Here is a 22,917-nt window from a genome sequence, read left to right as displayed (position 1 = left end):
GCTTTTCTTTAACAGGCTTGAAAATTAGTCCTCAGGATATTCAAAACGGTAACCCACCCCGTACACCGCCTGAATCCACTCATGACGGTTACCGGTTTCCGCAGCATCCGAAATTTTACGGCGCAGGTTTTTGATATGACTGTCAATCACCCGGTCTGCGACATCAAAACTGTCCGGATTAATATGATCCAGCAACTGTGCGCGTGAATAGACCTGACCGACATGTTCCAGGAACAGTTCCAGTAAACGAAACTCGGTTGGGGTCAGATTCAAGGCTTTTTGCTGATACCAGATACGCTGCTGTGACTTATCCATACGGAACAGGTCATTACTTTCCGGCTCCGCCTTACGGTCCAGACGGCGAAGTACAGCCTGTACACGCGCCACGAGTTCTTTCGGGCTAAACGGTTTACAGATATAGTCATCTGCGCCCATATTCAGGCCCAGTACCCGGTCAATTTCTTCAGTCCGCGCGGTCACCATAATAATAGGCAGATCCGATTGCTCACGCACCTTACGACAAATCGTCAGGCCATCCATACGCGGCACCATCAGATCCAGAATCATCAGATGGGGTTTACGCTGGATAAAACTGTTATATGCTTCCTGCCCATCATGAAACATACTGACCTCAAAACCAGCAGCTTCCAGATAGTCTCGCACCAGCTGTGCAAGTTCGATTTCATCTTCAACCAGCATGATATGTTTCATGAATTTATTTCCTTTAAGATTTCATTTGTTTAGGAAAGCTGAGCTTGCAGCGCAAACCACCCAGCGGTGAATGTGCAAAGCTAAGGCTGCCGCCCATTGCTTGAGTAATTTTACATGATAGCGCCAGACCGAGCCCTGTTCCGCCAGTGGCCCGGGTACGCGAATCATCAACCCGATAGAAACGCTCTCCAATCCGGGCCAGTTGCTCATCTGTCAAACCAAATGGACTGTCATCAATATATAAAGTCCACGAGCTGTCATCATGCTCCGTATGGATATGCACCTGCCCACCGGCTTCAGTATAGCGAATACTGTTACTGAGCAGATTGCCCACAATCTGTTTAAAGCGATCCAAATCCAGTTCCAGTTCTGCCCCCTCGCCTTCGACAGTCACACTCAGCTTCGCCTGTTCAAATTTTGGCTGGAAGCTCATCAGTTCCTGCTGTACCACTTCCCAAGGATTGACCGTGGCACAATAAAATTGCAACTGCTGTGAATCAGCCTGTGCCAGAGCAGCCAGATCTTGAGTCAGCTTTTTCAGGCTCGTCACCTGACCTAGCATCGAGGCAAAATGTTCCGGTGTTGGTTTACGGATTCCATCCTGCATGGCTTCAATCTGAGCCTGCAAGACCGCAAGCGGTGTTTTCAGCTCATGCGAGGTATCTGCCACCCATTGACGGCGCGATGTTTCATGCTGATCCAGAATCACTGCTAACTGGTTCAATTCACTGGATAAATCACCGAGTTCATCATTACGTTTTACTTTGACCTGATGCTGATAATTACCTCGGGTCAGTTCACGGGTACCATTAAGTAAACGCTGGATCGGTTTTTTAAAATAAGTCGCCAACAACAACGCTGCAATCAGACTGGCAAGAATACTTAAACCATAAACCAAAAATAGGTAACGCTTCTGATTACTAAAGAAATTAATACTTAAAGCATCATCCTGATCTAAAACCGGCTTTAAGCCCAAATAACCTACAATCTGCTTATTTACCATAATCGGACGATAGGAAATCTGCTCATCTGAAGCTTCTCCCACCACAAAACGGCGCTTTGCATCATAAAGAGACAGACGCGAACTGAGTCCCAGACGGTCCGGCATTTGAATGAACTGTTTCTTGCCTGCTGGCCGCCCTGCCGATTGCTCCCCCTTATTTTTATGATCGGTTCGGAACGCGCCTTGATTCGAGCTAAGTGGAAATCTCAAACCTTCAAAGGGCTGAAATTGAGAAGGCATATTTGAGGCCAGTATGCGCAATTCTTCCTGATTGACGGGTCGCGGTGCCAAGCTGGGCTCAACCATACTGGACGGCGTAACACTGGCCAGAGTCTGTTCCTGAAAATAACGCTGCTGCAAGGCAATATCATATTGGCGACGTAACCACCAGCGTGATAAGCGGTCATAATCATCTGGCGCTGCTTCCCCTTCAATTTGCAGAATCTGTGCCTGAATGGCATTGCCCCAGTCCTGATAAACCATATAAACGTCTGCAAGGTTTTCAATCACATGATCCAGTTTCTGCATTTCCACATCCGCCACATAGCGGGTGAAGTTCCGTTGCATATTCAGATGCAATACGCCCAGACTCACCGTCGTGATGAGCAGCGTCGTCAACAGCACAGTTAAAAACAGGCGTAAGGCAATCGGAATACGACGAATTTTCAAAGCAAGAACTCGATTTTTCTTCTGTATTCATCATTGTAACGAACACGGGATTAAAAAACCCTCCATTGTTTCTTCATCTTTATTATTTAATCTTTAAACATTCTAAAAAATCAGCTTCTAATAAATGGGGTAGCGAGATGAAAGCAATGACAAAAGTAGGTTTAATCGGTGCCAGCATTGTGTCTATGAGCTTACTCAGCGCCTGTCAATCGACCAGCCAGGTGCCAGACAGCAAAGAACATCCACACATGATGAAACATCATGAGCATCATGCAGCTAAAAAAGCCCATCAGCTTTCTCCTGAGCAGCGCGAACACTACCAGGCCATGCGCACCGAACGGATGCAGCTGGGCAAACAGATGCAGCAGGCTTGTGAGGGTAAGACCATTGGCAGCACAGTACAAGTGAAAGCCGGCGATAAAACTATTGAAGGCCAGTGTAATATCTTTTTTAAGGCTGACCGCAAAGAGATGAAACAACGTGGTGAATTCCGTGGTATGCGCGGTGAACACCGCCCGATGCAGGGGAATTTCCGTGGCGGTATGAACGGCGCTGACGTATTAACCGATACAAAACGTGCCGAACTGGTCAAACAGTACGATCAATATCTGGCAGAACGCCAGGCTTTACAGACTGCTTTTGCTCGGGCCTGTCAGGGCCAAGCCCCAGGCAAGGCGGTACAGGTTAAAATCGCTGACCAAACCATTAATGGTCAGTGTATGGTGCGCTTTCAACCCAAAGCACCTGTAGCAACGGCTGCATCTCAATAAAAACATGATTCACTAATCAGGCACCTCCGGGTGCTTTTTTATTGGCTGGCATTATTATGCGTTGACCTTTCCTGCCTCATAAAAACTTACAAAAAGTCTTTACCCTCAATACTTTTGATCATTGATATATACTAATCTTTGACTTTACAGTCACCAAGAAATTCCCTTGAAATGCTTGTACCGCGAGGGAAGATGTTGCAGGATTAGACTCATGCCGATACGTGTCAATGAAGATACGTTGTATTTAATTTAGGATTATAACGCTGGTTAAACCAGTATTGAGGAAACCGATATGCCACAATACAAAGCGCCTTTACGTGATATGCAGTTCGTATTGCATGAACTATTAAATGCTGAAGAACACTATGCAAAACTTCCAGCATTCCAGGACAACGTAAGCCGTGAGTTGGTTGATCAGTATTTAGAAGCTGCGGCTGACTTCTGTGAAAATGAATTATCACCTTTAAACCAAGTGGGTGACCGCGAAGGCTGTAGCTGGAACGACGGTGTAGTAACGACCCCGACCGGTTTTAAAGAAGCGTATCAAAAATATATCGAGTTAGGCTTCCCTTCTCTTTCTGCCGAAGAACAATATGGCGGCCAAGGCTTGCCAAACTCCCTGGGTATCAGTATTTCTGAAATGGTCGGTACAGCGAACTGGGCATGGGGCATGTACCCTGGCCTGTCTCACGGTGCGGTCCGTACTCTGGAACACCATGGTTCAGACGAACAAAAGAATACCTATCTGCCTAAACTGGTTTCAGGTGAGTGGACAGGAACCATGTGTCTGACCGAATCTCATGCAGGTTCTGATTTAGGTATTATCCGTACCAAAGCTGAACCTCAAGCAGATGGTAGCTATGCAATTTCTGGCGAGAAAATCTTTATCTCTGCTGGTGAGCATGACATGGCTGAGAACATCATCCATATCGTACTGGCTCGTCTTCCTGGCGCACCTAAAGGCACCAAAGGTATCTCGCTGTTTATCGTACCGAAATTCAGCCTCAATGCGGATGGCAGCATAGGCGATCGTAATGGCGTACGTTGTGGTTCCATCGAACATAAAATGGGTATTCATGGCAATGCAACCTGTGTGATCAACTTTGATAATGCCAAAGGCTTCCTGATTGGTCCTGAAAACCGCGGTCTGAACTGCATGTTCACTTTCATGAATACAGCGCGTATCGGTACAGCCATACAAGGCGTTTCGGCTTCTGAAGGTTCTTTCCAGGGCGCACTTGCGTATGCAAAAGACCGTCTGGCGATGCGCTCACTTTCTGGCCCTAAAGCACCTGAAAAAGAGGCAGATCCAATTATCGTACATCCGGCTGTACGTAACATGCTGTTCACGCAAAAGGCATTTGCTGAAGGTGGTCGTGCGCTGGTTTACCTGCTGGCTCAATATGCTGACGTGGTTGAACACGGCACTGAAGAAGCTGACCGTAAGTTTGCCGACAATATCCTGTCACTTCTAACGCCAATTGCGAAAGCGTTCCTGACTGAAACCGGTTCAGAAGCAGCAAAGCATGGCGTACAGGTCTTCGGTGGTCACGGCTTTATTTCTGAGCATGGCATGGAGCAGATCGTACGTGATACACGTATTGCCTGCCTGTACGAAGGTACAACTGAAATTCAGGCACTTGACCTGTTAGGCCGTAAAGTTTTGGGTACTCAAGGTGCAATGTTGAAAGACTTCACCAAGATCATCCACAAATTTACCGAAGCCAACAAAGACAACAGTGCACTGACCGAGTTTATTGAACCGCTTGCGGCATTAAACAAAGAATGGGGTGACTTAACGATGCAAATCGGTATGCGCGCCATGCAAAACCCTGAAGAAGTGGGTGCAGCAGCAGTCGATTACCTGTACTTCTCGGGTTATGTAACGCTGGCTTACCTATGGGCACGTATGGCACTGGTTGCGCAGGAAACTCTGGCTGCTGGTACGACAGAAGTTGATTTCTACAATGCCAAAATCACGACTGCCCGCTTCTACTTCAAGAAGATTCTGCCACGCGTTCGTTCACATGTAGATGTGATCGCAACTGGTGTAGAGCCACTGATGGCTTTAGATGCAGAACACTTTGCATTTTAAAGTAATATCTAGCCGATATTAAAAAAGCTGTACTCATGAGTACAGAAATAGCGAAAGGACGGTCATAGCTTTGGCGGTCCTTTTTCTTTATAAAGGATCAACATTTAAATAATTGTTCTCTAAAAACTTGTGCTTTCAAGCTTTAGAAACAACCTACCGAATTGAAAAATAAACAGGTGACACTATGCCAATTTATAACGCGCCGCTTGCTGATATGAAGTTCATCTTAAATGATGTGTTTAATGCAGAACAATTCTGGCAAGCCAATGAAAATCTTGCCCATGTCGATGCAGCAACCGCTGAAGCCATTCTGGAAGAAATGGCAAAGTTTGCGCAAAACGTGATGTTGCCACTGAACCGTAGCGGGGATGAAGAAGGCGCGAAATATGAAAATGGCAATGTGACCACCCCTGCCGGCTTTAAAGAGGCTTTTAAACAGTATGCAGAAGGTGGCTGGATTGGCTTAGGGGCTGATGCTGAATGGGGCGGTCAGGAAATGCCGAAAATGCTGACCGTACTTTCTGATGAAATGCTGTTTGCGACCAACCCGTCTTTCATGCTGTATCCGCTGCTTTCTGTCGGTGCAGGTATGGCCTTAAACAGCTACGGCTCTCAAGCCCAGAAAGAAACCTATCTGCCTAAGATTTATTCAGGCGAATGGTCAGGCACCATGTGCCTAACTGAACCGCATGCAGGTACAGATTTGGGAATTATTAAAACCAAAGCTGAACGCAATGAAGATGGCAGTTATAACATTACTGGGACCAAAATTTTCATTACTGGCGGTGACCATGACCTGGCGGAAAACATTATCCACCTCGTATTGGCAAAAACACCGGATGCACCTGCAGGTTCACGCGGTATTTCTCTGTTCATCGTGCCAAAATTCCTGGTCAATAAAGATGGTACCTTAGCTGAACGTAATCCGGTCGGCCCAGGTTCAATCGAACACAAGATGGGGATTAAAGCGTCTGCGACCTGCGTGATGAACTTTGACGGTGCCAAAGGCTATCTGGTCGGCAAAGAAAATGAAGGCCTGGCTGCCATGTTCGTCATGATGAACTATGAACGTCTGTCCATGGGCATTCAGGGTCTGGGCGCTTCTGAATTTGCTTATCAAAATGCGGCCCAATATGCCACAGACCGCCTGCAAGGCCGCAGCGCATCTGGTGCACAATCTCCAAGCAAACCGGCTGACAGTATTCTGGTACATGGTGATGTACGCCGTATGCTGCTGAATGCACGTGCCAACAATGAAGCTTCACGTGCATTCGCGGTATATGTAGGTCAACAGCTGGACATTACCAAGTTCTCGACCGATCCGGAAGCTGTGAAAAAGGCCAATGACCGTGTTGCGCTCTTAACACCGATTGCAAAAGCTTATCTGACGGATACTGCTTTCCAGGCCACGCTCGATGCACAGATGGTCTTCGGTGGTCATGGCTATATTCGAGAATGGGGCATGGAACAATGTATCCGTGACCTGCGTATTGCGCAAATTTATGAGGGCACCAATGGCGTTCAGTCTCAAGATTTAATTGGCCGTAAAACCATTAAGTGTAACGGTGAATTCATTGCAGAGTATATTCAGGAAATCCGTGACTTTACCAATGGTTTAGAGGCGGATCTTAATTTTATTAAAGATGCCACACTGGATGCAGCGACTGAAGTTGAATCTGTGACCCACTATGTTTTAGCAGCTGCGCGTGAAAATACCGAATTTTCTAACTCCGCCGCTGTGGATTACCTGCACGCTGTTGGCTTGCTGAGCTTCGCTTATATGTTTGCCCGTATTGCCAATGCCGCTAAAGATAAACAGGGCGAGTTCTACCAGAATAAACTTGCGCTGGCACATTATTTTGCACAACGCATTCTGCCGGAACTGGCATTACGCATTACCAAAGTAAAAACCGGTGCCGATATCATCATGAATTTCTCTGAAGATTATTTCACAACCCAAGCTTAAAAGAGCACTTAAAAAAACGCCTGCATCTGCAGGCGTTTTTTATGATTAAACTTTTTGAATTAAAATGGTATCTGGCTGCTGCTGAGTTTTACGATTAAGATGTTTGCTCACAATTTTAATTTCCCCATCCGATTCCAGGGACTCACACAATTCCAGCACCTTCTGCATCTCATCCGCTTTGATGCCCGTGCCAAGAATGAGTTTTTTACCTGCTGCAAGTTGACTAATTTTTGTTTGAATTTTATCTAGCACTTTTTTCTCCTATTTATTCAAGATACCGCTCCTACACTATAGCAATTTAGTTTAAAAAAAGCGCAAAAGTTCAAATAATTTTTTATTCAGTTCCTCTATTTTTGTGCATGCTCTGTGTTTGCTATTTTCTGCCTCATCTTTACTTTCTATACGCCAATCGGGGGAAAGATGAAATACCTAATCACGCAAAAATAATCAACGCCTGCCTCCCAGCCAGTTGGCTCCTCGGCTTAGGCGGGCTTTGATTTCAGTAATGCAAGATAAAATTTAAAGAAGAATTTTTATATCGGGCTTAACTCTGATCTTTTAATTTGTACCTCTACTTTCCTCTTCAGTCAGAAGGGATTTCAGCTTAGCGATTGGGTACCAGCACATAGCGCCCATTTTCATAAATCCAGTAAGTTCCCGCAGGAGGTGCCGGCAGTCCCAAACGCTGCCAATCCGTGATCAGGGTATAATTGGAACTTTCAATTCGGGCCACATTCGGGTCGCCATTGACCCAGCGATAACTATTATTATTCTGATAGATGGTGGTCGGTGCCTGATAACGGATATTCAGGCCACTTTGGTTGTGGGCTGGCGGATAGCCCCAGTGCGGCGGACGTTGCGGATTGTGCGCATTCGGTGGCATAGGTCTATGTGAATGGTGCGGATAATCTGGACGTGACGAAGGATGGTAGGGCTTGTTATATCGATCACTGCTGCCATAACCGGTCCAGGCATTTCCGGCAATAGACAGGCCAGACATAGTAGAACACAGACCTGCCAATACAGCGCTAAATAAAACTTTTTGCATGTACATTTCCCCCGACACCCTCTTGTTTACATTTTAAACAAAAGATCGGGAGAAAATATGAATATTCCGGATTTTTCTACAGTTTTTTGTAAGGCTTCGCGCCTGGCCTCGATTCAATCTGGGGTTTTTCTCAGTGGGGTGTCTGGGTTATGCTAGAATCCATTTTTTTAATGGTTTCGAGTTAAATACTGTGTCTGACTTAAGTTTCGATCGTTTGTATGAATATTTTTGTAAAGTCCCGAGTGTTCAAAAAGAACTGATTGATAGTTATGGCACGGATGGCCAACAGGCCTGGTGGTTTAAATTCCAGATCAATGTCGATCATCCTTTGGCATGGCAAACAGTCCAGGAACTGGGGCATGTCCTGAACTATATTTCCAAAAACGAGCGCTTGCCGACCCAGTTTCTTCCGGTTTCCCCGCCCCCTTATATGAATGGTGTGGCTAAAGATTTTTTGTCATGGGTGATCCAGTGTAATCATGCTGACTTTCCACCCGATGTGGTATGTGACTGGCTTGAAGCACGTTTGCCCAATCCGGTAGAGAATGAAGAGCAATGGAAGATTAAAACTGATATTAAAGAACTCGATATGATGTCAGATAAAGATTTGGATCAGCTGATTCCGCCAAATCCAGAAAACTAATCTCTTCCTCCTAGCCTTCCCCCTTTCAGGAGAGGGCTAGGAGAAAGCATCAAAATGTCGACCAGCCACTCCACTCCATAAAGCGATACAGCCAGTATTTCAACCATGAATCATCTGCATATTGCGAATAATCCACACTCTCCTGACGACCATCCAGATTGAACCAGGCTGTATTAAAGTATTGCAGGGCCTCTTGGAAAACTGCTGCGTCTTTTTGTCCCAGCACACGTATATTGGTTTCCAGATTATAGTTTTTCAGATTACGCGCGGTGAAATTGGCAGAACCCAAAATCATTTCAGCCTGCTGGATATTGGATTTGATTAAAATCTTGCTATGACATTGCTCACCTTGTGTATTGCACCAGCGTACATTGATTCCTGCCTTATGCAGTTCCGAAGCCACCTGACGGTTGGGAATGCCATTTTTTTCACGGCCAAAAGCATCTTTGTTGGGATCCAGCAATACACGCAATTTGACCCCGCGCTCATGAGCAGCGATCAAACTCTTAATGATCTTGCGCTCAGACAGATAGAACATTGCCAGGTCAAGCTGATCATCGGCTTTAGCAGTCTGAATCTGGTTTAAAACGGCATCATAAATTGCCTTTTCAGTCAGCACCTGCACCTGTGGCTGGGTCTTATCAGCTTCAAATTCTCCTGCTATAACCGCAGGCATACTGGCCTTCGACATCATGCCAACCGTTTGCTCGGTAGCCAGAATATCCAGCGCAGGCCGCCCCCAAACCAGCAAGCCGATATTGGAATGTTTTGAACTGCCATCATGCGGATTCATCGAAGTGACTAAAGCTTTCCAGCCCTGATCTGTATCTACCACCAGGGTTTTGCGATGATTGGCCTTAAAATTAAACAGGTCAAAATAACTGCGCAGGGTAATTTTTTCTGTTCCAAACGGATTCGGCAACCAGCTTTTGTCCGGATTATTGCCGACCCCCTGGCAACATAAGTACCAGAAGCCTGACCAGCTTGGATTTGAAGCCCTTAACGGAGTCAGATCCGTTTCAATGACATCGACTCCCTGCTGGCGCAGCTGACGGTAGTGGTCAGCCGACACGCCGCCATAGACCGTATTAATCGGATCGGTAATAAACCTGATTTCGACTTCAGGATGTAATAGCCGCTTATTCACCAGGGCCTGAGTCAGCTCGGTACTGAGCGCCTGATGCTGCTCTTTGGACATACCAGTTTGCTGATTAAAAAGAAACATATCCAGTACGATCAGGGATTTGGCTTCTTCAATCATCTTCAGCATTTCATTGAAAATCTGCTGATCCAGATGCTGCTTGCCCTGGGCATCCAGATAGGTCTGATCCGCCAGAAACTTCACTTCAGCATGGCGCAGCTTGCCCGTATAGTTAAGCCCTGCTGGCAAGGGTTTATAGCTTTGATAAATCGCTGATGCCAGATAGCCGACGGCTATAATACCCAGAATAAGTACCGCATAACGGCGATTTGACCAGTTGAGTTTATTGTGAATTCGCTGAAAGATACGCATAAGAAAGAACCTAACCTAATCTGCTCAGGCTAGGTTTAATCGGATGATTTTTCAAGTGGATTTCAGTGACAGCTCTTTGATTTGAACTCTAATTTTATCAATACTGCTAGAAATCGTACTGAACGCCGACGCTAAAGTTACGTCCAACCTGAGGAAGATTGGACAGAAATGAACTATGGGAATAGACGTGATCATCCAGCAGATTATTGGCTTTAAAATACACGCGATAGGCATTCTGATTGGCAAGTGTATGGTGATAACTTAACCCCAGATTAAGCATATTGTAGCCCGGTGTTTCATCTTCATCGCTTGCCACCTTATTCTGATCAAACACATGATAATATTCAGCCAGACCTGACCAGCCATCAGCAAAATCGGCTTCCACTTGGGTGCCTAGCCGACCTGCTGGTACACGTGGCGCATCCTCCCCTTCAATCTTACCACGTACATAGTCACCAAATACGCTCAGCTTATAGCGTTCATTGATCTGATAACCCGCTTGTGCTTCTGTTCCATAAAATCTGGCTTTAGCCTGAGTATACTGAATTCCTTTTAAATTCCCCTGTCGTGCCACTGTTGCTCCATAAATATAATCATCAAACCAGTTATGATAAATATGCACCTGATAGTCCAGCTGATCCCCTTGATAATACAGGCCAAGCTCCAGATTATTTGAGCTTTCTTTTTCCAGATCAGGCTGACCGACTTCATAGCTATTGGTCGCAAAATGCAATCCGTCTGCATACAGCTCCTGAGCCAGCGGCAAACGCTGCTGATGTGAACCCACTAAAGAGAGCTTATAGTGGGGTTTAAATTCCCAGTGGGCAGCTGCCGAAGCAGACAGCCCGGTGCCCGAATAATCTTTCTGCTCAGAATCAACCTTGACTTTTTGATGGTCTATACGTGCGCCCAGTTCCAGCTGTACATCGCCGAGCTGTTTATGCTCAAGTGCAAATACGCTCCATTTTTGGGTGCGGGTATCTGCCATCAGTACATTATGATTATGATCTGCCTGGTCATTATGGCCATGTGACTGGGGTGCCGATAAATCAATATCTTGCCTTGAGAACTGGCCTCCAATCACCCCTTCCCAACCTGCCACAGGCACATGCAGCAATTCTAAACGGCCGTCATACCCCCGGCTTTTAAAATTGCTGATGACTGCATTTTCTTCCAGCTCATCATGTTCATAATCGGTAAAACTGGCATGCGCACGTAGTTTTTCAAATCCGGCAAACGGCTGTTCCAGTTCAGTTCGCAGATCATAACGCTCAGAGTTCAAGTCGATCCATGGCCCAGCTGCATGATCATTCTGTTTAGAAGCTGGGCAATGAAAATGATCGCCATCAATTTCACAGCCATGATATTCATGACTATGTCCCGGTAAACCATATTGATCCTGACGGTTGCTATAAGACATCCCGACAAAACCACGGTCATGAACCCATGAGCCACCAACATTGACCGTTTGTCCTTCAGCAAAAGTATTGCCAACCCGACGTTCTTTTTCTAATTCGCCCTCATGCTCATGGAAATAATCCGGAGCAATATAGTCATGGGCTTGATGTTGAGATCCTTCTACACGTAACGCAAACTTTTCCCCCACTGCCGCAGTGACTCCGACACTGGCCAGCTTTTCATCACTGCCCGAGTTATAACGCAAGCCCGCGGTGCCCTCCAGACCATTTTCAGGCAGCTGGGTGGGAATTTTCTGATCCCTGACATTGACCAGACCACCGACCGTACCGGCGCTATATAACAGTGTAGATGGGCCACGTATCAGCTCAACCTGCTTGGCCAGAATCGGATCAACTGTCACGGCATGGTCAGGCGACAAGGTAGATACATCGGCGGTTTCGGAAGCGTGCTGCAATACTTTGACCCGTGGCCCATCCTGCCCGCGAATCACCGGGCGACTCGCGCCACTCCCATACTGGTTGGAATATACGCCGAGCTCATCTGCCAGTGCATCTCCAATGCTGGTCGCACGCTCAGACAAGGCTTTCTGGTCCACAATATGATGTACCCCTGCAAAATCTGCTGCGGTCTGGTTCAAGGCAGGCGCTATCACCTGAATGGTCTCCAGCGTTTGCATTCGCGTAGATGATGTTTGTTCTGCCCATACACTCGGTGTCAGCACCGAAAAAATTGACAATGTTATTAAATTCTTGTGAAAAGACATGATCCCAGCTCAAATCGGCCATTTTTGATTTTGTTATATTATAACATATCAATTGATTTGCAATCTTTTACGATAAATAGCCGCTAAATTTATTACTATGGCACTTCATGATGTTTAAAAATTTTAGTCTGTATTTCAATTTATGCCCTTTACCTTATCTCATGCAGTACTTGCTCCACCCATTTCCTATCTGACCAGAAACCGGTTTCCTGTCGCTGCCCTGGCAATTGGCTGTATGGTACCGGATTTATATCGTCTCTTTAGTCAGGACAGTTCCAGCACCACACATTTATGGTCCTCGCTGATCTATCCTAACTTATGGATTGGCTTGGGCTTCTGTGCGCTGTGGTATTTCATTTATCGACCTGTGATTTACCGCCTGACTGGCATTCAGCATGAACTGAAAATGCACGATTTTTTTGCAGTATTTAAGTTTTTTGTCGGCATGTGTCTGGCCCTGATTGTGGGAACAGCCACCCATCTGGTCTGGGATGGTCTGACCCATGTCGATTTTCGTACTTTTGCTTTTCATGACTTTTTAAATCAGAAATTACTCATTTTTGGACACAGTTATCCTCTGCATCGCCTCCTGCAAATCGGTACTTCGTTTTTAGCACTGCCATTTCTGCTGTGGATGAGCTTGCATTATTATCAGACCCACCGGCAATATCTGGCGGTCAGTACCCGGATTAAAATAGCGGGCTCAGGGCTACTTGGCCTGTCCCTCATGACCGGTGGACTCTCGGTCTGGGATTATATGCGTTATATCCCCGCAGAAGTCTGGCAAGCTGATCTGTACTATTTTAGCGGCCGATCCATCAATGAATTTAGCCAAGGTTTTTTGATTGTTTTTAGTCTGGGTTGCTTGCTGTTTTTACTGCTGGACCGAAACCGGCGCATGGGCTGATGAACGTCCCTGCTTTTTGTTTATTCCCGCTTATTCACTTTAAAATGCGACTGTTTTTGTCCCAAGTTCTTGTGACTATATGTCCAAAGAGGCATAATCCTAGCTTTGTTTAAGGCGGTACGCTGTTTACGTATACGCTTCCTTAACCCATATAGTTGGATTTTTAACGCTATGATGCGAACTCATTACTGCGGTTCTTTAACCGAAGCTCAAATCGACCAAACTGTAACCTTATGTGGCTGGATACATCGTCGCCGTGACCACGGTGGTGTGATTTTCCTGGACATGCGTGACCGTGACGGTCTGGTTCAAGTGGTTATCGACCCAGATACACCTGAAGCCTTTGCAACAGCAGATAAAGCCCGTTCTGAATTCGTATTAAAAATTACAGGCCGTGTACGTCGCCGTTATGCCGGTACTGAAAATGCCAACATGGTGAGCGGTCAAATCGAAGTTTTGGGTAAAGAAATTGAAGTTTTGGCTCAGTCTGAAACTCCACCCTTCCCGCTGAACGATGAAAACACCAATATTTCTGAAGAAATCCGTTTAAAATACCGTTTCCTCGACATCCGTCGTCCGGAAATGCTAGACCGTTTACGTTTCCGTTCTAAAGTAACCAACCTGATCCGTAACTATTTGGATGATCATGGTTTCTTAGACGTTGAAACTCCTATTCTGACCCGTGCCACCCCTGAAGGTGCACGTGACTATTTAGTCCCAAGCCGTGTATCCAATGGTAGCTTCTATGCACTGCCGCAGTCCCCACAGCTGTTCAAACAGTTATTGATGGTGGGTGGTGTTGATCGTTACTACCAGATCGCAAAATGCTTCCGTGACGAAGACTTGCGTGCAGACCGTCAGCCAGAATTTACCCAGATCGACATTGAAACATCGTTCATGAGTGACGATGACATCATGGATTTGATGGAAGGCATGACTGTGAAGATGTTCGATGAACTTCTTGGCGTCAAATTCGACAAGTTCCAGCGTATGCCATATTCAGAAGCCATGCGTGACTATGCTTCTGACAAACCGGACCTTCGTATTCCGTTGAAACTCGTAGATGTTGCTGACCTGATGCAAGATGTAGAGTTCAAAGTATTTGCAGGCCCTGCTAAAGATCCTAAAGGCCGTATCGTGGCGCTTCGCGTACCGGGTGCAGGCGCTTTACCACGTAGCGCGATTGACGAATACACCAAATTTGTCGGCATCTACGGTGCAAGAGGTTTGGCTTATATTAAAGTCAACGAGCTTGAAAAAGGCATCGAAGGTCTTCAATCACCGATCGTAAAATTCATCGAGCCAATCGTGCTGGATCTGTTGAAACGCGTGGGCGCTGAAAATGGCGACATCGTATTCTTCGGTGCAGACAAAGCGAAGATCGTGAATGATGCGATGGGTGCACTTCGTGTGAAAATCGGTCATGACTTGAATCTTGCGACTTGTGAGTGGGCACCGCTTTGGGTGGTGGACTTCCCAATGTTCGAAGAAACTGATGATGGCAAGTGGACCTCTGTTCACCACCCGTTCACGCTGCCAAAATCAAGCGTTGAAGAGGTGAAGAACAATCCGGGTGAAGCATTGTCTGTTGCTTACGATATGGTATTAAACGGTACTGAAATCGGCGGTGGTTCACTGCGTATCTATACTTTAGAAATGCAAAAAGCGATCTTTGAAGCGCTTGGCATTGATGAAGAAGAAGCCGAAGAGAAATTCAGCTTCCTGTTAAATGCGCTTAAATTCGGTGCACCTCCACATGGTGGTTTGGCATTTGGTTTAGATCGTTTAGTCATGCTGATGACTGGTGCATCTTCAATCCGTGATGTAATCGCATTCCCGAAAACCAAAACGGCTGAATGTCCACTGACTCAAGCACCAGCACCAGTTGAAGCAACTCAACTGCGTGACCTGGGTATTCGTTTACGTGAAAAACCAAAAGCTGAATCTCAAGAATAATTCTTGGCGATTTCAAGTAAAAGCCCTGCAATTGCAGGGCTTTTTTATTACATTGAGAACAGTTCCCAACAGTGGCATAATAGCCTCAGTTTCTATTTTTAGGTGATTTAGCAATGGCGATGCGTCCTGCTGTTCGTAATCGTAGTATTATGCTGATTGTATTTTCTGTGGTGCAATGGCTATTTATGCGCTATATCCTTGCAAATAACCTGTTCCAGTTAGATACCAATGAGCGTATTGTCTATTTCTGCTTAAGTAGCATCATTGGCGCTTTGTTTATTTTTATCGGCTTGATTTATATGGTATTGAAGGGTAATCCGGATAAAGAATCTTAATCAAATACTCTGGATGCCATGTACCTCTTACTCAAAAATTTCTCAAGACTCCCCCTCAGATTGATTCAAAATTTAGCTCGGCTGGCGGGTTCTCTTCTTTATCTGAGCAACTCCTCCGCACGTCGGGTGACCGAAATCAATCTAGCTTCTGCTTATCCTGAACTTTCTGAATCTGAACACGCTGATTTGACCCAGCGTAGCCTGAAAAGTCAGTGCATGACCTATGCAGAATCAATCAAGACTTGGGGTTCTGCACCGGAGTTTGCCCTTGAGCAGATCAAGGTCGTGCACGGGGAAAATATTTTTTTAGACGCGCTGAAAAACCCAAATGGAACTTTGGCCGTGGTTCCACATTTTGGTACCTGGGAACTTTTGAATGTCTGGGTGAATCAACATACCTCACCAGTCATTATGTACAAGCCCAGCAAGAATGAAGATATTGATCGTTTTATGCTGGAAGCTAGACAACGACTGAATGCGACTCTGGTTCCAACCGATGAAACAGGGGTTCGCGCCTTATTTAAACATTTAAAACAGGGCGGATTTGCTGCAATTTTACCGGATCATGTACCTAAAGAGTCTGGCGGAATTTACTCGCCTTTCTTTGGACAAAATGCCTTGTCCTCCACTTTGCTGTCTAAACTGGCAGCTAAAACGCAATGCTCTGTGGTTGGACTCAGCTGTTTAAGACGTGAAGATTTATCTGGTTTTGAGGTGCATGTGCAGACTTTATCTGCAGAGATTAATGCCAAAGATTTGCAGCTTTCAGTCGATACGCTGAATAAAGAAATGGAGCGCATGATTAATGTCGCTCCAGAACAGTATTTGTGGGGGTATAAAAGATTTAGGAAGGTTAAAGGAGGTAAAAACATTTATCATGTTATTAGAATATAAAACCTACCTACTTTATAGATTTTGACTTTCAAGGTATTACATTTTATTGTAGAGAAACTAGGGCGTGTCCTCATTTGGCTTTGCACCAAATAAACATGCAAGCAATGTAGATCATAGACTGATAATTTCGTGCAAGCTTATCAAATCGGGTAGCAATAGCACGGAAATGTTTTAATCTCGCAAATGCATTTTCAACTAAATGTCTTAATTGATATAGATATTTATCAAACTCCTTATTCGACCTCTTACTATTTGATCTCATTGGAATAATGGGAATCATATCCTTATTCTGGGCATATATTCTAATCTGCCCAGCATCATATCCCTTATCAGCAATAAGATAAGTTGCCTCGTCTACAGTATCAATCAGTTGTTTTGCAACTTGACTGTCGTGGACGTCACCCCCAGTGATTTTAAAATCAATCGGTAATCCATTCGCGTCGGTTGCAAGATGTATTTTTGTTGTTCGTCCACCACGTGATTGTCCAATTGCTCTTTTGAAACCATGCCGAGCTCCACTTGCATGTTGATGCACGCGTATGTAGCTTCCGTCAATGAATACCCACTCTTGATCCAGGACGCCTCGTAATCTAAAAAAAATTTATCCCACAATCCCTTGCTTGCCCAACGATTAAAGCGATTGTAAGCAGTTTGCCAAGGACAAAATTCTTGGGGAATATCCCGCCATGTGGCGCCTGTACGCAGTTTCCATAAGATCGCTTCCATGATATTTCTACTATTCTTTGAACAGTAGCAACCATGTAATCGCATAGTATCTTGAATTTTCTGCCAGATATCATCGGTAAGAAGAGTGCGTGCCATTTAAAATGTAGAAATAAAAATAACTCAAAGGAGGATTTTAAGTATTTAAAACCAATTCTTCAAATGAGGACACGCCCTAAAACAGATAAAACTTTTTCTAGGAAATGGGAGAATCTAATTAAAAAATTCCATTTGATGATACAGGCTTTCTTATTATATTGAGAACATAATCTAACGATGGCATAATAGCATTAAATCTATACTATGAGGTGGATGAGCAGCAATATGGTATCTTACGGTCTGTAATCCTTACCGTATATCGATTATACTCCCAATCATATAATATAGTTACTTAGATGAAAATACTCTTAAACCAGTACCCCTCTATCCAGATACCAATAACTATATGGTCTATTTCTGTCTAAGTCATAGTATTGAAAGATAATCAAAGAAGGATTAAGCAAATGGATAATTTAGCGCTAACACTTGCTCCTCGACTAAAACTAGTTAATAAGTTATTTAAAGTTTCCAAACTTAGTATTTTTCCTCAATCTCTATCTCAAAAAATATATAATATTAAAACCGATTTAATCGTTAATTCACTACAAACTTTGCATAAAAATTTATTAATTGAATACTCCCCTCAAATAAATAATAATACTTTTGAAATAAGTAATATAATTTGGGTCTGCTGGTTTCAAGGAGAAGAAAATGCTCCTTTACTTGTCAAAAAATGTATTAACAATCTTAGGTTATATAATTCGGATAATTTTGAAGTTAAAGTTATTACTTTAGATAATTATGAAAACTATACAACCCTACCCGCTTATATAAAAGAAAAATTTTTAGAGGGAAAAATTTCTTATACACAATTATCAGATATTTTAAGATTTAGCCTTTTAGCTGATCATGGGGGTATATGGATCGATTCTACATATTTAACTATACAAAATTTGCCTTCATGTATTACTGAAAGTGATTTTTTTAGTCTTACTAGTAATATTTATCCAAATTACTCTATTTCAAAAGGCAGATGGGCTGGTAATTTTTTAAAGTTTGGAAAAAATGATCCAATAGCACAACTTTTTCGAGATTTATTTTTTGATTATTGGGTCAAAAATGACCTCTTAATTGATTATTTCCTTATCGATTATTATTTCGAACTTTTATATAGAAATTTTAAACCTTTCCAATATAAATTAAATAAATTAGAAAAAATAGGAGATTATCGTCATATACTTAATAAAATTTTATTTAAAGAAGTAAATGATAAAGATAATTATATTTTAAAAAAGGACAAGCATAAGATATACAAATTAACCTACAAATTTGATAGCAGTAAACCCAATAAAAAAGATACTTATTATCAAAAATTTTTTATTGAAGCCTGATTTTCTAAAAAGAAAAGAATTATCTGTTAATCTGCTTTAACGAATAAGGCGGAAAATTTTATTGATTTCTTTACAAATATTTGCAAACTGATCTTTACTTTTAAGCACACCGTAAGAATATAGATGATTATTTAGCATTCTTTTTTCAAAAGGAGTTAATTTATGTTTTTCAACAAAATAATTCGTTGTTTCAAATATTTTACTCTCCTTTGCTTCACTGATGCGACCCAAGAGGTGGCTAGTATCAAAAAAATAAGTTGCATGAGGAATTTTTTGAATATTACCTAAACTTAATACACGATACCACATATCTAAATCTTGCCACATCTTTAAATTAGCATCAAAACCCTTTAAATATTGAAGTGTTTTAGTTTCTGTAAAAATTTGATTACCAACAAAATTTCCAAATAATAGATCTTTCTGTTTTATAAGCATAGGCTTATTTCGTAAGGAGCTAGTATTCGACTTTTGATAACCGGATGTTAGGGCTATAATGTTATTATGGGCTTTTGAATCCCAACACCTTATGAACCTCTCCAGTCTATCTGATAGAAAGTAATCATCATCATCTAAACCAGTAATCAATTGTCCATTTGCATTTTCAATTGCAATATTACGACTTGTACATGCACCGCTATTTTTTTCCTTAAGAAAATATTTAATACGTGAATCTATCGATACTAGGTTTTTTAAATATTCTTGCGTTCCATCTGTGGAGCAATCATCTACGATAATAAGCTCAAAGTTTTCATAAGATTGTGATAATACAGAATCTACAGCTCTCTTTAAAAGAGACAATCTATTGAAAGTCGGGATATATACAGTAATTAATAAATCCATCTTTTAATTGGTACCACTCATATTTTCAAAAAACTCATAAATAGCTCTCACTACTAGTCTCTGTTCTGCAACAGAAATACCATACCATAAAGGTAAACGTACCAATCTTTCACTATCTTTAGTAGTGAACTCATCACCCCCGATAAATTCAGAGTACTTTTTACCAGCTGGTGAACTATGTAAAGGAATATAATGAAATGCTGCCTGAATTCCTTTATCTTTTAAGAAATGAATGAAATTCTCTCTTTCACTTATGTCTTTAAGCTTTAAATAAAACATATGAGCATTATGTTTGCAATGTTGAGGAATCTCGGTTAACTCAATTTTTTGACTCTGTTCTAAGTTGCATAATTCCTTATAATAATAATCCCAAGCTTTTAACCTTTCTTGATTTATAAGTTCAGCGTCATCTAACTGTGCTAATAAATAAGCAGCCTGTAGCTCACTTGGTAATAGACTACTACCAATATCGCTCCAAGTATATTTATCGACCATACCTCTAAAAAACTGACTCCGATTTGTTCCTTTTTCTCTTATAATTTCAGCTCTTTCTATAAAACTTTCATCATTAATCAGCAGTAAACCACCCTCTCCTCCACTCGTATAGTTTTTTGTTTCATGGAAACTAAATGCTGCTAAATGACCAATAGTACCTAATGCTTTTCCCTTATAAGTAGACATCACCCCCTGAGCAGCATCTTCTACTACATACAAATTGTATTTTTCGGCCAAATCCATAATCACATCCATTTCACATGCAACACCTGCATAATGAACTGGAACAATCACTTTTGTTTTCGATGTAATTGCTGCTTCAATTTTTGTTTCATCTATATTCATCGTGTCAGGACGAATGTCTACAAAAATAATTTTTGCACCCCGTAAAACAAATGCATTTGCCGTACTGACAAAGGTATAGCTTGGCATAATGACTTCATCACCTTCTACTATATCGAGAAGTAATGCAGCCAACTCTAGTGCATGTGTACATGAAGGCGTAAGTAAGGTTTTTTTACAGTTGAGGCTATCTTCAAACCATTTTTGACACAGTTTAGAATACTTTCCATCACCTGAAAGTTTTTTAGATTGGATTGCTTCTACTAGATATTTAGTCTCAGAACCCAATACTGGTGCTTTATTAAAAGGAATCATTGATCTACCAATTCATTTATTATCAAATATCTATACAAAACATCGAGTGTTTTAAGATTGCTTCACCTATAAAAACTTTAGTACCAGACTCATCAGTCACAAGAGTTAAAACTTTAATATGTCCCTTATATTTATCAACTTGATCAACAATAATATGGGCATAATAAGTTTGATCTATAAATACTGGTGCTTTAAAGTTCATTGATTGATTTAAATAAATGGTACCAATGCCTGGATAATCTGTACCAAAAATCCTAGAAAATATACTTCCCACATAAAAACCATGAACTATTGGGCGCTGAAAAACTGTTGTCCTTGCATAGTCTTCATTTAAATGAATAGGATTATTATCTCCTGTAACTTCAGCAAACTTCTTAATATCCGTTTTCGAAAATCTAAATCTATATAGCCTTTCATAATTAACATTATTTTGAAGGCATTGATTAGAACTTATAAACTCAAAAAACATATTGAATTAATTCACTCTATACTGAAATACAGTCATTTATATACTCAAGCTCTAAGCCTAATAAATCCTTCTTTCGATCCTTTACTCGTTTTGCAGGATTTCCGACATAAATCCCCCATTGTTGAGTGCTTTTATTAACCAATGTCAAAGCTCCTATTGAACATCCTTCAGCAATATGTACTCCAGGAAATATAATAGCTCCTGCTCCCACAATTACATGCTTACCTAAAGAAACTTCTTGCTTTGTTTCTCTTTTATATTTCGTAGGTATAGTTGGATTGGTCAAAGATGCTCCACTATAATCATCTGACTGTGTAAAAACTTGTACATGATAAGCTAAACCAGAAAAGTCTTTAAAGACAATACCTTTTTCACCACCTGCAACTAAGCACATTGGGGCAATATGTACGTTTCTACCTATTATCACCTTACCAGAAATAACACAAAAATCATCGATTCGTGAATGATCGCCAATCTCAATCTGATCACAATTATAAATGGAAGCTTTATCGCTGATTTTTACATTTTCGCCTAAATATTTAAAACCCATTTCCTTGAGTTGTTCTTTAGATAAATATGCCATTTCTTAAGACTCCAATAATTTTTTCCACTTTTTTTCAAAATTTTCTTTTGAAAAATAACTTTTTATCTTACTTTGATTTTTAACTAATTTTTGAGTATTAGTTAAATTAAATGTTTCAATATCAAAAACCTCAATGTCCTTGTCTTTGAATAGTTCCCACTGAGATGTTCCCTTTCTCAAATACACTATCTTACCCATTCCCAAGAGACTGATGGTATTACCCATTGCCTGTTGTCTTTGATGATTAAAGATAGCAATATCTATATTCTGAAGAAAGCTCTGATATTTTTCATATGGCATGAACTCAGTCAATGCTTCAAATTTATGCTCAAATATAGTCTTCCCATATTTAATCACTTTTTCTGCATATATTTGATTTCCATATGATAAAGGCACGTAGATTTTAATATTTGAATCTTTAAATTGTTCAAGTATATCCAAAGCCGCAATATGCTCGTTTGCAGGGTCCGCAGAATTTCCTAATAGAATATTAATATTTTCACTATTATTTTTATCAGAATAATGATCAAGGCTAAAAATATTACTCAAATAACCAAGGTTCTCTAAATACTTTCCCTTAGCCCTAAATTTTGCTCTTGCATATTCAATATCTCCAGGAAGATATGTCAGCAAATACCCCATATTTTTTATAACGATCTTTTTATAATAACCAGATAATCCATTCTTTTGTTTAGTTTCATACAAGTCACCACCCCACATTAACCAATGACATTTTTTTAATAACCATGGGTTGTAAAATAGGATTTTTATAACTTTTGAACTAAATAAACCATGTAAAATAATTTTATCAGCACTATACATTTCTAAGAGAAGTTGAAAATAACTCACATTATTTTCTTTTTCTCCTAAAAAAAATACACCTCTATCTCGCAAGAAACCATATACACTCTCATCGCCATAAAGATAAAAGGTATTATTTTCTGGTGAAAATTTTTCCTGTATAAAGTCAATCAGAGGAGGCAAGAACTTATCAGCCATACCCACATGTATTATTTTTTTATACACAG

21 protein-coding genes are annotated in these 22,917 nt (G+C 41.9%); 9 read left to right on the top strand and 12 right to left on the bottom strand.

Features of this window, described 5'->3' with window-relative positions; genetic code table 11:
• Positions 1–24 precede the first annotated feature (24 nt).
• Complete coding sequence (locus tag E5Y90_RS02900; RefSeq protein WP_174659356.1) at positions 25–711, bottom strand: response regulator; 687 nt, start codon at positions 709–711, stop codon at positions 25–27.
• A 13-nt stretch (positions 712–724) separates the two neighbouring features.
• The gene (gene baeS, locus E5Y90_RS02895) at positions 725–2,383 is read right to left on the bottom strand and encodes a sensor histidine kinase efflux regulator BaeS (RefSeq protein ID WP_174659355.1); all 1,659 of its coding nucleotides are present in this window, start codon (positions 2,381–2,383) and stop codon (positions 725–727) included.
• Positions 2,384–2,520: 137 nt separating this feature from the next.
• On the opposite strand from baeS, the gene E5Y90_RS02890 reads away from it, so the two are divergent.
• The 3 genes from E5Y90_RS02890 to E5Y90_RS02880 all read left to right on the top strand — a co-directional run bounded on the left by E5Y90_RS02890 (position 2,521) and on the right by E5Y90_RS02880 (position 7,214).
• Complete coding sequence (locus E5Y90_RS02890; protein WP_174659354.1) at positions 2,521–3,153, top strand: hypothetical protein; 633 nt, start codon at positions 2,521–2,523, stop codon at positions 3,151–3,153.
• A gap of 292 nt (positions 3,154–3,445) precedes the next feature.
• On the top strand, positions 3,446–5,248 hold the full coding sequence (locus E5Y90_RS02885) for an acyl-CoA dehydrogenase C-terminal domain-containing protein (protein WP_151204223.1): 1,803 nt from the start codon (positions 3,446–3,448) through the stop codon (positions 5,246–5,248).
• 184 nt (positions 5,249–5,432) lie between these two features.
• Complete coding sequence (locus tag E5Y90_RS02880; protein WP_174659353.1) at positions 5,433–7,214, top strand: acyl-CoA dehydrogenase C-terminal domain-containing protein; 1,782 nt, start codon at positions 5,433–5,435, stop codon at positions 7,212–7,214.
• Between the two features lie 45 nt (positions 7,215–7,259).
• Here E5Y90_RS02880 and E5Y90_RS02875 read toward each other — a convergent pair whose 3' ends face one another.
• Both E5Y90_RS02875 and E5Y90_RS02870 read right to left on the bottom strand, forming a co-directional pair.
• A complete protein-coding gene (locus E5Y90_RS02875; RefSeq protein ID WP_151204225.1) occupies positions 7,260–7,466 on the bottom strand; it encodes a hypothetical protein in 207 nt (68 codons plus the stop codon).
• Between the two features lie 352 nt (positions 7,467–7,818).
• Positions 7,819–8,262 (bottom strand): RcnB family protein, encoded by a 444-nt coding sequence (locus E5Y90_RS02870; RefSeq protein ID WP_174659352.1) that lies wholly within the window; start codon positions 8,260–8,262, stop codon positions 7,819–7,821.
• 190 nt (positions 8,263–8,452) lie between these two features.
• Between E5Y90_RS02870 and E5Y90_RS02865 the strand changes: the two genes are divergently transcribed.
• Positions 8,453–8,905, top strand: coding sequence for a hypothetical protein (locus E5Y90_RS02865; RefSeq protein ID WP_174659351.1), 453 nt, complete (start codon positions 8,453–8,455; stop codon positions 8,903–8,905).
• A gap of 49 nt (positions 8,906–8,954) precedes the next feature.
• On the opposite strand, the gene E5Y90_RS02860 is transcribed toward E5Y90_RS02865, so the two are convergent.
• Together E5Y90_RS02860 and znuD are read right to left on the bottom strand one after the other, a co-directional pair.
• The gene (locus E5Y90_RS02860) at positions 8,955–10,418 is read right to left on the bottom strand and encodes a phospholipase D-like domain-containing protein (RefSeq protein ID WP_174659350.1); all 1,464 of its coding nucleotides are present in this window, start codon (positions 10,416–10,418) and stop codon (positions 8,955–8,957) included.
• 106 nt (positions 10,419–10,524) lie between these two features.
• Entirely contained in the window at positions 10,525–12,600 is a 2,076-nt protein-coding gene (gene znuD, locus E5Y90_RS02855) for a zinc piracy TonB-dependent receptor ZnuD (RefSeq protein ID WP_174659349.1), read from the bottom strand.
• A gap of 142 nt (positions 12,601–12,742) precedes the next feature.
• Between znuD and E5Y90_RS02850 the strand changes: the two genes are divergently transcribed.
• The 4 genes from E5Y90_RS02850 to E5Y90_RS02835 all read left to right on the top strand — a co-directional run bounded on the left by E5Y90_RS02850 (position 12,743) and on the right by E5Y90_RS02835 (position 16,692).
• Complete coding sequence (locus E5Y90_RS02850) at positions 12,743–13,507, top strand: DUF4184 family protein (RefSeq protein WP_174659348.1); 765 nt, start codon at positions 12,743–12,745, stop codon at positions 13,505–13,507.
• A 171-nt stretch (positions 13,508–13,678) separates the two neighbouring features.
• Positions 13,679–15,463 (top strand): aspartate--tRNA ligase, encoded by a 1,785-nt coding sequence (aspS, locus tag E5Y90_RS02845; RefSeq protein WP_151205067.1) that lies wholly within the window; start codon positions 13,679–13,681, stop codon positions 15,461–15,463.
• Between the two features lie 113 nt (positions 15,464–15,576).
• Positions 15,577–15,798 carry a hypothetical protein gene (locus tag E5Y90_RS02840; RefSeq protein WP_151205068.1) on the top strand — a complete coding sequence of 74 codons (222 nt, stop codon included), beginning with the start codon at positions 15,577–15,579 and terminating at the stop codon, positions 15,796–15,798.
• An 18-nt stretch (positions 15,799–15,816) separates the two neighbouring features.
• Entirely contained in the window at positions 15,817–16,692 is an 876-nt protein-coding gene (locus E5Y90_RS02835) for a lysophospholipid acyltransferase family protein (RefSeq protein WP_174659347.1), read from the top strand.
• A gap of 70 nt (positions 16,693–16,762) precedes the next feature.
• Here E5Y90_RS02835 and E5Y90_RS02830 read toward each other — a convergent pair.
• Positions 16,763–17,514 (bottom strand): IS5 family transposase gene (locus tag E5Y90_RS02830; protein ID WP_373688387.1). Its coding sequence is split into 2 segments (ribosomal slippage): positions 16,763–17,280 and positions 17,280–17,514, totalling 753 coding nucleotides; the frame shifts between segments, so codons are not numbered across the junction.
• A gap of 404 nt (positions 17,515–17,918) precedes the next feature.
• Here E5Y90_RS02830 and E5Y90_RS02825 point away from each other — a divergent pair.
• The gene (locus E5Y90_RS02825) at positions 17,919–18,845 is read left to right on the top strand and encodes a capsular polysaccharide synthesis protein (protein ID WP_174659346.1); all 927 of its coding nucleotides are present in this window, start codon (positions 17,919–17,921) and stop codon (positions 18,843–18,845) included.
• A gap of 36 nt (positions 18,846–18,881) precedes the next feature.
• On the opposite strand, the gene E5Y90_RS02820 is transcribed toward E5Y90_RS02825, so the two are convergent.
• The 5 genes from E5Y90_RS02820 to E5Y90_RS02800 are packed head-to-tail and all read right to left on the bottom strand — an operon-like array spanning position 18,882 to position 22,915.
• A complete protein-coding gene (locus E5Y90_RS02820) occupies positions 18,882–19,685 on the bottom strand; it encodes a glycosyltransferase (RefSeq protein ID WP_174659345.1) in 804 nt (267 codons plus the stop codon).
• 3 nt (positions 19,686–19,688) lie between these two features.
• A complete protein-coding gene (rffA, locus tag E5Y90_RS02815; RefSeq protein ID WP_127801762.1) occupies positions 19,689–20,837 on the bottom strand; it encodes a dTDP-4-amino-4,6-dideoxygalactose transaminase in 1,149 nt (382 codons plus the stop codon).
• 22 nt (positions 20,838–20,859) lie between these two features.
• Positions 20,860–21,306 (bottom strand): MaoC family dehydratase, encoded by a 447-nt coding sequence (locus E5Y90_RS02810; protein ID WP_174659344.1) that lies wholly within the window; start codon positions 21,304–21,306, stop codon positions 20,860–20,862.
• Positions 21,307–21,322: 16 nt separating this feature from the next.
• Positions 21,323–21,889, bottom strand: coding sequence for an acyltransferase (locus E5Y90_RS02805; RefSeq protein ID WP_174659343.1), 567 nt, complete (start codon positions 21,887–21,889; stop codon positions 21,323–21,325).
• Positions 21,890–21,892: 3 nt separating this feature from the next.
• Positions 21,893–22,915, bottom strand: coding sequence for a TDP-N-acetylfucosamine:lipid II N-acetylfucosaminyltransferase (locus E5Y90_RS02800; protein ID WP_174659342.1), 1,023 nt, complete (start codon positions 22,913–22,915; stop codon positions 21,893–21,895).
• Positions 22,916–22,917: the final 2 nt, after the last annotated feature.

The organism is Acinetobacter sp. 10FS3-1, from assembly GCF_013343215.1.
Lineage (GTDB): Bacteria > Pseudomonadota > Gammaproteobacteria > Pseudomonadales > Moraxellaceae > Acinetobacter > Acinetobacter lwoffii_C.
The sequence above is the reverse complement of the archived record's forward strand: the minus strand, read 5'-3'. Positions and strand labels throughout refer to the sequence as shown.

Coding starts and splice junctions, on each gene's coding strand:
- E5Y90_RS02805 (WP_174659343.1), bottom strand. CDS start 21,889: ATGGCATATTTATCTAAAGAACAACTCAAGGAAATGGGTTTTAAATAT.
- aspS (WP_151205067.1), top strand. CDS start 13,679: ATGATGCGAACTCATTACTGCGGTTCTTTAACCGAAGCTCAAATCGAC.
- E5Y90_RS02840 (WP_151205068.1), top strand. CDS start 15,577: ATGGCGATGCGTCCTGCTGTTCGTAATCGTAGTATTATGCTGATTGTA.
- E5Y90_RS02900 (WP_174659356.1), bottom strand. CDS start 711: ATGAAACATATCATGCTGGTTGAAGATGAAATCGAACTTGCACAGCTG.
- E5Y90_RS02825 (WP_174659346.1), top strand. CDS start 17,919: ATGGATAATTTAGCGCTAACACTTGCTCCTCGACTAAAACTAGTTAAT.
- E5Y90_RS02820 (WP_174659345.1), bottom strand. CDS start 19,685: ATGGATTTATTAATTACTGTATATATCCCGACTTTCAATAGATTGTCT.
- E5Y90_RS02810 (WP_174659344.1), bottom strand. CDS start 21,306: ATGTTTTTTGAGTTTATAAGTTCTAATCAATGCCTTCAAAATAATGTT.
- rffA (WP_127801762.1), bottom strand. CDS start 20,837: ATGATTCCTTTTAATAAAGCACCAGTATTGGGTTCTGAGACTAAATAT.
- E5Y90_RS02860 (WP_174659350.1), bottom strand. CDS start 10,418: ATGCGTATCTTTCAGCGAATTCACAATAAACTCAACTGGTCAAATCGC.
- E5Y90_RS02890 (WP_174659354.1), top strand. CDS start 2,521: ATGAAAGCAATGACAAAAGTAGGTTTAATCGGTGCCAGCATTGTGTCT.
- znuD (WP_174659349.1), bottom strand. CDS start 12,600: ATGTCTTTTCACAAGAATTTAATAACATTGTCAATTTTTTCGGTGCTG.
- E5Y90_RS02850 (WP_174659348.1), top strand. CDS start 12,743: ATGCCCTTTACCTTATCTCATGCAGTACTTGCTCCACCCATTTCCTAT.
- E5Y90_RS02835 (WP_174659347.1), top strand. CDS start 15,817: ATGTACCTCTTACTCAAAAATTTCTCAAGACTCCCCCTCAGATTGATT.
- E5Y90_RS02885 (WP_151204223.1), top strand. CDS start 3,446: ATGCCACAATACAAAGCGCCTTTACGTGATATGCAGTTCGTATTGCAT.
- E5Y90_RS02880 (WP_174659353.1), top strand. CDS start 5,433: ATGCCAATTTATAACGCGCCGCTTGCTGATATGAAGTTCATCTTAAAT.
- E5Y90_RS02870 (WP_174659352.1), bottom strand. CDS start 8,262: ATGCAAAAAGTTTTATTTAGCGCTGTATTGGCAGGTCTGTGTTCTACT.